Raw genomic sequence first — 7,810 nt, forward strand, 5'->3', positions numbered from 1 at the left:
GGCATCCTCTGCGCGCTCGGTCGTTCCTCCCTTAGACGCGCGCTGCCGGATGCCCGCCAACCGGCCCTCTTCCCGCTGACGCTCTCTCACATCCCGCCTGCTTCCCGCTGACGCTCTCTCACATGCCGTTTCCCGAGTTCACTTGGGGTTGGCTCGCACTTAACCGCGCGGCGGTAGCGTCGGGCAGGTGGTGGCTGGGGAGAACGTACGACGGCGGTTTGTCGCCTTGGGGGATTCCTTCACCGAAGGCGTGGGGGACCCGAGTAAGGTCCTGCCCAATGGCGTTCGTGGCTGGGCCGACCGGGTGGCCGAGAAGTTGGCCAAGGCCGAGCCGGGCTGGGAGTACGCCAACCTGGCCGTGCGCAGCAAGAGGCTCCGGCACATCATCGACGAACAGCTCGAGCCCGCGCTGTCCATGGAACCGACGCTGATCACGCTGTACGCCGGCGGTAACGACATCCTCGACTTCGGAACCGACATGGATGCGCTCCTGAATGACTACGAACTGCTGGTCGCGCGGTTGAGCGGAACCGGCGCTACGTTGGTGCTGTTCACCGGCTTCGATGTGAAGGTGTCCGCCGTGCTGGAGCCCTTCAAGAAGCGCAACACCCTCTATAACCAACGCGTCCGCGACATCGCAGCCAAATACGACGCCGTCCTGGTGGATTACTGGTGCTTCGACGCCTACAAGGATTCACGGATGTGGGCCCCGGACCGGCTCCACATGTCCAAGGCCGGCCACAAATACCTGGCCGCCGAGGTCCTGGACCACCTCAATGTGCCGCACAAGATCTCGCCCAAGGAATGGGACCCGCCCACCCGCATGTCAGTGCGCGAATGGGAACGCCGGCAGCGCCGTTGGGTCAACGACTGGGTGGTGCCCCTGTTCGGACGCAAGCTGCGGGGCATCACGCTGGGGGACACCCTCAGCCCACGCTGGCCGCAGCCCGTGAAGGTCCCACGCAAAGGCGGGCTGAAAAAGCTCGTGCAAGACCGGGAGGAAACGCAGTGAAGGAACAGACCAGGTTCGTGGCACTCGGAGACTCCTTCACGGAGGGCGTTGGCGACATCGACCTTCGGCTGCCGAACAATTGCCGTGGCTGGGCGGACCGGGTAGCGGAGGAACTCGCCCGACACGATGACCGCACACAGTACGCCAACCTTGCCATCCGCGGGCGCCGGCTTCAGCGGATCATCGACGAACAAATCGAGCCCGCCCTGGCCATGAGTCCTACGTTGGTCAGCTTCTACGCAGGCGGCAACGACCTCGTGATGGCAAGGCTGAACATGGCCCAGCTCATGCGGGACTACGAGCACGCAGTGAGTCGCCTCAAAGCCAGCGGAGCTACCCTGCTGCTATTCACGGGCTACAACGTCCCCTTGTCTCCTTTGCTTGAGCCCCTCAAGGTCCGCACGGCCATCTACAACCGCAGCATTCGACGGATTGCCGCGAAATACCAGACGCTCCTGGTGGACTACTGGTGCTTCGAGAAGTTCCAGGACCCTCGTATGTGGGCTCCGGACCGCCTGCACATGGCATCTCCCGGCCACAGTTATATGGCCAAAAAGGTCCTTGAGGTCCTGGGGGCGCCGCACTCGCTCCAGCCGCCAGCGCTCGCCGCTCCCCGCCAGGGGTCCTTGGCTAAGAACATCGTCGACGACGTCGCCTGGCTGAAGCGCGACGTCGGACCGTGGTTCGCGCGTCGGCTCCGGGGAGTCTCAAGCGGCGACCATTTGGGTGCGCGTTGGCCGGAGCTAATGCCCGTGGTGCTGCCCGAACGGCTGGGTACCGCAAAAGCGAGGGAAAATCAGCTGTCGAGCAGGTTTTCGTAGCCTTCAGCGACGCTGGTGGCGGTGAATTCGATGATCTCGAAATCGGCCACGCCATTGCTGTAGAAGGGGTCCTCAGCCAAGGACGCGTCCAGCGTGGCCCGGTCAACTTTGGACAGAAGCACGCCTCCCGTGGCTGGGACGCGACGGCCCGACGCGAGGAAGATCCCGCCGTCGAACGCTTCTTTAAGCCAGGCCATGTGGCCCGGGCGGTGGAAGTCGACAATTTCGTCGGGAACCTTGTAGGTCAATGAGACTACGAACATGCGCACAGCCTATCTGTTGGGCGGTCAAGGGGACCTAAGGAAGCTGTGGATTCTCATAAGATGGGTGCATGACTCAACCCCGCTGGCTCAACGCCGACGAACGCCGTGCCTGGCTGGCGCTGCTCAGCATCAACACCCTGCTCCCCTCGGCGTTGGACACCCAGCTGCAGTCGGCCGGTAAGCTCTCCCTTTTCGACTACAACGTGCTGGCCATGCTCTCCGAAACTGAAGGCCGTTATCTCCCCATGAGCGAGCTCGCTGCGCGGACAAGTGCCTCCTTGTCGCGGCTCTCGCATGTGGTCACCAAGTTGCAGAAACGTGGCTGGGTTGAACGGCAGGCGCACCCCGGCGACGCCCGCGTCACGGTCGCGCACCTGACCGACGCAGGCATGTCCACCATCGTGTCCCTTGCCCCGGGACACGTGGAATCCGTGCGCACGCTGATGCTGGATTCGCTGAGCCCCGACGACGTCGCCGACCTCGCGCGCATCGGTGAGAAGATCGTGGCCCGGCTGGACAACAACCACTGGATCCTTCGGGATTCCTAAGCGGACGAATAAACCCTGCTTTGTGGCCGTGACAGGTGAAGTGGCAAACTGACGGCATGGATTTTTCTGCCCGTTATGTTGCCCTGGGGGACTCGTTCACGGAGGGTGTCGGCGACGAGGACCCCACCCGTCCCAACGGCGTTCGCGGCTGGGCCGATGTTGTGGCCCAGCAGCTCGCCCACAGCAACGCGGGCTTCGGCTACGCCAACCTCGCCATCCGCGGCCGGAAACTCCGCCAGATCATGGCAGAGCAAGTGGATGCCGCCGTCGCCATGAATCCAACCCTGGTGACCCTGTACGCAGGGGCCAACGACATCCTGCGGCCCAAGATCGATATCGATTCGCTCTTGGAGGAGTACGACGCCGGCATCGCTAAGTTGAGCGCGACGGGCGCCACCGTGGTCCTCTTCACGGGCTTTGATGCGAAAGGCTCAAAAGTCTTCAGCGCCATGCGCGGGCGTACGGCGATCTACAACGAACTGGTCCGTGAAATCGCAGAAAACCACGGCGCCTTGCTGGTGGACTACTGGCGATTCGACGAATACGACGATTGGCGCATGTGGGGCGAGGACCGGATGCACATGTCCACAGCCGGTCACGTCAATATGGCAAAGCGGGTGCTGGACGTCCTTGAGCACGAGCACGTGATCGAGGTGCCGGAACTGGCCCCGTTGCGGCTGGCGAACCGGGTGGAGTCCCTCAAGGCCAACGCCCGATGGCTGCGGGAATCCGCTGCCCCCTGGGTATCGCGCCGCCTGCGGGGGGTCTCTTCGGGGGACGGCCTGAGCCCGAAGTACGCCCAACTGGTCAGGCCGCTCTAAGCGGCTTTCCTGAAACCGGGCGTCGAAAGAAGAGTTCCGTCCCGGCGAACCGCGAGCACCTCAACGCCCCACCTGTCCACGGCCCGATCCAGGGCGCCCGCGCCACCGGCAACGATGGCCGTTGCAAGGACGTCGGCAGTCACGATGTCCGATGCGGCAACGGACACCTGCGCGAATTCCGGCCTGTTCGAGCCAACCGCCCAGATATGTTCCCCACGTTCCGCTGACCCCGACGTTGCCAGGGCGGTCATGGGTTCCAAAGGGAAAGCTCCCAATAGCGCCTGCCGGTCCAAAGGATCCACGATGCCGGCAAGCCACGGTTCTTTGGTGTCCGGAGCTGAGTGGCCGGGATCGGGGGACCCACTTACCAGCACGTCCCCGCCAGCGTTGACGCACCAGTCCCGCAGCCCGAGTGCCCTCAACGACAACGCCGCTTCACGCATGGCATGTGCTTTCACGATTCCCGACAGGTCCAAACCGCCATCAGGGCGCTCTGCCGTGAAGGCCCCTTCCGTCGCGAGCCGCCACTCGGATGCCTCGGCGTAAAGCTCCTGCATTGATTCAGAGGCGTAGGCCAGGGTCAGCTCACCGCGGTCCAACCGGCTCGCCTCCGAGCCTGCCCGGTAAAGGCTGAACGTCAGGTCCAGCTGCGCGAAAATTCCTTCAACGACCTCGACGGCGGACTCGACCTCATCGACGGCGGTCTCGGCAGGCGCTGTGCTTGCCACGGTCAGGCTCACCACGGTGCCCATGCTGGGGAACGTCCGGGCCCGGAGCCGCTGCACTTTAGAAGTTCGCTGCATCGAGGGCCGCCTGGAGAGAAGTGAGGTAAGCGTCGCTGGTGACAGTCGCGCCGCCGATGGTTTGGACGTTGGCTGATTGGGCTTGCAGGACTTCAGACCTCAGCACAGGCGCTGCCCGGCTGCTGATCTGCGCGGATTTCCGTTCCGCATCCGTGAGCTGAAGGGGTGTGACTTCGGTAATCTTGCCGTCCTGGATGGTGACCCGAACCTGGACTGTACCGAAGCGGGTCTGGACCTGCGCGCCGTCGAAAGTTGTCGCCGTCGTACTTCCGGTGCTCCCGTTGCTGGCGGTGCTGCTCAGGCTGGTTGTGGTCGCTGTGCCGGTCTCGGCGATATGGGCCCCTGACTGCCAGCCGGCCAGGAGGACCCCCGCCGATGCCACTGCGGTTGCGAGGGCTGCTCGAATTCTCACCAGTCGAACCTTTCGTAGTGGAGTTGTTCCGTTGGGACACCTGCGGAGCGGACGTCCCGGATCACTGACGCCGCCCAGGGAGCGGGCCCGCAAATGTAGACGTCGGCGTCCGCGATGTCCGGGGCGTAGGAGCTGAGTGTGTAACCGTCCCGGACCGCGTCTTTGGGTAGCCACGCGTGATCGCCCTGGGACCGTGGCCCCAGCAGGTGGAAGAGCGTCACTCCGCGCGCCTGGCACAGGGCCATGATTTCCCGGTCGAGGAAGAGTTCGGTCTCGTCGTGTCCACGGAGCAGGACTGTGGCATGGCCGGGCTTGAACGGAGTGGTTTCCAGCAGCGAACGAAGAGGAGTGATTCCTATGCCCGCGCCAATCATGACCACCCGGTTACGGGATCGCGCCGCCGTACTGAACAGGCCGTAGGGGCCCTCGATCGCGACCCTGGTGCCGGGCCTGAGCTGTGCCAGCCGGGCAGAACCATCGCCAAGATTGCGGACTGTGATCCGCAGCTTGCCGGGTGTAGTGGCCGTGCCGGGGAATGGTTCCGCCGACAGGCTGAACGGGTGCGGTTGCCACCAGTGGCCGGGTGCAAGGAAGCGCCAGAAGAAGAACCGGCCTCCGGAACCGGCCAGCCGCCCAAGGTTGCGGCCCGTCATTTCGATGCTGAAGACATCCGGCGAAACCCGGACCACGCGGCTGACCGTGAGCTGGTGCCGCCCGCTCGCGGCCAGCGGTTGGTACACCCGGTACACAAGGAGGGCTGCGCCTGTAACGACACAAAGCGCCAGCCAATACCAACGCTGCCATGTGCCCTCCGCGAAGAGCCCGCCCACGCTGAACTGGTGCGGGATGGCAGTCCCAACCGCCACGTAGGTGAGCAGGTGGATTGCGTACCAATATTCGTAGGGAAACTTGCGGCGGACAGCCACCAAGGACGTCACCACCACGGCAATGAACAGCGCTGTTGAGACGAAGGCGAGCCACATGTCGGGAACATTCACCCACAGTGAGACCGACTCACTGACAGGGTCCAGTCCCTCCGCGGCGCCGTAACCAATGGCGATCAGCAATCCGTGCGCCAAAAGCAGGTACAGCGCCGGCTTGCCCAAGGTTTTGTGGATCTCCACGGCGCGGTCGTGTCCGATGGTGTTGTCGATTACCGGAATCCTGGCGGCAAGCAGCAGCATCAGCAGGACGACGTCCATGCCGACCAAGCCCGCGATGATGCCGAGTGCAGTCATCGTTCCCGCGAAGCTCAAGAAACCGCTCGCACCGCCGCCGGCCAGCCACAGGGCCACCGCCGCCGCAGCCGACAACCACGCAAGGCCCCCCAGAAGATCGGCCCGGGCCAGCCGCCGTCGTGATTGGGTACGGAAATGTTCGACGGCGTTGGGTGGCTTCCGCGCCCCGGCCGCCAGCGTGCCTGGCAGCGGTGGGCCCGTTGGTGGCGGGCCGTCAACAGGCGTCCCGGAGGTGATTAACGAGGTCATGACTCAAGACTCGCCAAGCATCCTTTGGTTCTGCTGTGAAAGAGCTTTAGGGGGCGTATGATGCCTGATTGGTCTTAATTTGGCTTGGCCCGTAGAATAGTTAGGCGCTAGGTAGTGCGGATCGTGTGCAATTGCTCCGGTTGGCGGTGAGTGTCAGTCTACTGACCTCCCGATGGCCGGTAGTTAGGGGCTCAAGTTGCGTGCATTCCTGTATTCGCCCGGTATCCCAGGACATGTTTCAGTGGTTCCCACTGCTCTGTCCTGAGGCCAACCTTCTTCGCCGCACCAGTTGCGGAAACTACCGAAATGGTTTGGATCGGATGCGGACGCTGCCTGTCGCACGGTAACGCAGGAACATCTGCACGCCGTTACATTCAAACTTTGGAGGAGAGTCATGGCAGCACACTGCCAAGTGACCGGAGCCGAGCCGGGCTTTGGACACAGCATTTCGCACTCGCACCGTCGCAACAAGCGTCGGTTCGACCCGAACATTCAGAAGAAGCGCTACTGGGTTCCGTCCCTGCGCCGTAACGTCACGCTGACCCTGTCAGCCCGTGGCATCAAGACCATCGACGTACGCGGCATCGACTCAGTCGTTGCTGACATCCTGGCACGAGGAGTAAAGCTCTAATGGCAAAGGACAAGGACGTACGTCCGATCATCAAGCTGAAGTCCACCGCGGGCACCGGTTACACCTACGTAACCCGCAAGAACCGTCGTAACGACCCTGACCGCCTGGTCTTGAAGAAGTACGACCCCAAGATCCGCCAGCACGTCGAATTCCGAGAGGAGCGCTAAACACATGGCAAAGAAGTCCAAGATTGCTCGCAACGAGCAGCGCAAGGTCATTGTTGAGCGTTACGCTGCCAAGCGTCTCGAACTGAAGAAGACCCTGGTTGACCCCAACGCGACTGACGAAGCACGCGAAGCTGCACGCCTCGGCCTGCAGAAGCTGCCCCGCAACGCCTCCCCGATCCGTCTGCGTAACCGCGACCAGATCGACGGCCGTCCCCGCGGCACGCTCCAGAAGTTCGGTATCTCCCGTGTTCGCTTCCGCGACATGGCTCACCGTGGTGAGCTCCCGGGCATCACCAAGTCTTCCTGGTAATCACGAAGCTCTGAAAGGGCCGGCAACCGTTATGGTTGCCGGCCTTTTTTGTGTTTAAGCGTGCTTTCGTGTGCCGGCGCCGGGACGTCGACGGAGGTGATCCTCGGCGCGCTCGGTCGTTCCTCCCTTGGACGCGCGCTGCCGGATAACCGCCGCCGTCTTCCGACGCTCTCTCACGTCCCGGCCCCTTCCAAGCAACGCTCGCTCACGTTCCGCAGGTTTGGGCCGGACGCTCTTTCACGTCCTTTGGTGTTCGACGGCGGTGGGTGGCGTTGTGGTTCTGCGTCACTGGTGGTGGTTGCAGGGTGGTGGGTGGAAACCTTGTGACGGGCTTCACTTTTTCTGTTGTGGGGTTGTATTTGGTGGTTGGGAGGCGGTTTGGGGGGTTTTGGCCTTTGTTTGCGGGGGAGGAGCTGGGTGTTGGGGCGATTTGTGTGCGGGGTCGTTGACGTGTAATGTCTTCTGAGTCGCCGCGAGTGAGACAGCCTGGAGCTGGAAGCCGCGGAGGCCAACCCCCTTCAAAACAGCCTGAAAA

General features: G+C 63.1%; 11 protein-coding genes. 7 read left to right on the forward strand and 4 right to left on the reverse strand.

Annotation, left to right across the window (positions count from 1 at the left end):
• Positions 1 to 190 precede the first annotated feature (190 nt).
• Both AC5RU9_RS18180 and AC5RU9_RS18185 read left to right on the forward strand, forming a co-directional pair.
• Complete coding sequence (locus AC5RU9_RS18180; RefSeq protein WP_494017524.1) at positions 191 to 1,012, forward strand: SGNH/GDSL hydrolase family protein; 822 nt, start codon at positions 191 to 193, stop codon at positions 1,010 to 1,012.
• A complete protein-coding gene (locus AC5RU9_RS18185) occupies positions 1,009 to 1,833 on the forward strand; it encodes an SGNH/GDSL hydrolase family protein (RefSeq protein ID WP_494017525.1) in 825 nt (274 codons plus the stop codon). Before AC5RU9_RS18180 ends, AC5RU9_RS18185 begins: the two co-directional genes overlap by 4 nt.
• Here the strand turns inward: AC5RU9_RS18185 and AC5RU9_RS18190 are convergent.
• Positions 1,809 to 2,096: a YciI family protein gene (locus AC5RU9_RS18190; protein ID WP_309997067.1), complete on the reverse strand. Its 288-nt coding sequence runs from the start codon at positions 2,094 to 2,096 to the stop codon at positions 1,809 to 1,811. The genes AC5RU9_RS18185 and AC5RU9_RS18190 overlap by 25 nt on opposite strands.
• Positions 2,097 to 2,164: 68 nt before the next feature.
• Between AC5RU9_RS18190 and AC5RU9_RS18195 the strand changes: the two genes are divergently transcribed.
• On the forward strand, positions 2,165 to 2,644 hold the full coding sequence (locus AC5RU9_RS18195; protein ID WP_017198795.1) for a MarR family winged helix-turn-helix transcriptional regulator: 480 nt from the start codon (positions 2,165 to 2,167) through the stop codon (positions 2,642 to 2,644).
• A 56-nt stretch (positions 2,645 to 2,700) separates the two neighbouring features.
• Positions 2,701 to 3,465, forward strand: a complete 765-nt coding sequence (locus tag AC5RU9_RS18200) for an SGNH/GDSL hydrolase family protein (protein ID WP_494017526.1) — start codon at positions 2,701 to 2,703, stop codon at positions 3,463 to 3,465.
• Here AC5RU9_RS18200 and AC5RU9_RS18205 read toward each other — a convergent pair.
• From AC5RU9_RS18205 to AC5RU9_RS18215, 3 genes are read right to left on the reverse strand one after another with little or no spacing between them, the layout of a single operon-like run.
• Positions 3,462 to 4,268 carry an FAD:protein FMN transferase gene (locus AC5RU9_RS18205; RefSeq protein ID WP_494017527.1) on the reverse strand — a complete coding sequence of 269 codons (807 nt, stop codon included), beginning with the start codon at positions 4,266 to 4,268 and terminating at the stop codon, positions 3,462 to 3,464. The genes AC5RU9_RS18200 and AC5RU9_RS18205 overlap by 4 nt on opposite strands.
• Positions 4,252 to 4,680, reverse strand: coding sequence for an FMN-binding protein (locus tag AC5RU9_RS18210; RefSeq protein WP_494017528.1), 429 nt, complete (start codon positions 4,678 to 4,680; stop codon positions 4,252 to 4,254). Before AC5RU9_RS18210 ends, AC5RU9_RS18205 begins: the two co-directional genes overlap by 17 nt.
• The gene (locus tag AC5RU9_RS18215) at positions 4,677 to 6,167 is read right to left on the reverse strand and encodes a ferredoxin reductase family protein (protein WP_494017529.1); all 1,491 of its coding nucleotides are present in this window, start codon (positions 6,165 to 6,167) and stop codon (positions 4,677 to 4,679) included. The genes AC5RU9_RS18210 and AC5RU9_RS18215 overlap by 4 nt, the downstream gene beginning before the upstream one ends.
• Before the next feature lie 394 nt (positions 6,168 to 6,561).
• On the opposite strand from AC5RU9_RS18215, the gene rpmB reads away from it, so the two are divergent.
• From rpmB to rpsN, 3 genes are read left to right on the forward strand one after another with little or no spacing between them, the layout of a single operon-like run.
• Positions 6,562 to 6,798: a 50S ribosomal protein L28 gene (gene rpmB, locus AC5RU9_RS18220; protein ID WP_011776361.1), complete on the forward strand. Its 237-nt coding sequence runs from the start codon at positions 6,562 to 6,564 to the stop codon at positions 6,796 to 6,798.
• Positions 6,798 to 6,965 (forward strand): 50S ribosomal protein L33, encoded by a 168-nt coding sequence (gene rpmG / locus AC5RU9_RS18225; RefSeq protein WP_003798558.1) that lies wholly within the window; start codon positions 6,798 to 6,800, stop codon positions 6,963 to 6,965. Before rpmB ends, rpmG begins: the two co-directional genes overlap by 1 nt.
• 4 nt (positions 6,966 to 6,969) lie before the next feature.
• Positions 6,970 to 7,275, forward strand: coding sequence for a 30S ribosomal protein S14 (gene rpsN, locus AC5RU9_RS18230; RefSeq protein ID WP_011776360.1), 306 nt, complete (start codon positions 6,970 to 6,972; stop codon positions 7,273 to 7,275).
• Positions 7,276 to 7,810 lie beyond the last annotated feature (535 nt).

The organism is Arthrobacter sp. B0316-5-4 (assembly GCF_059090325.1).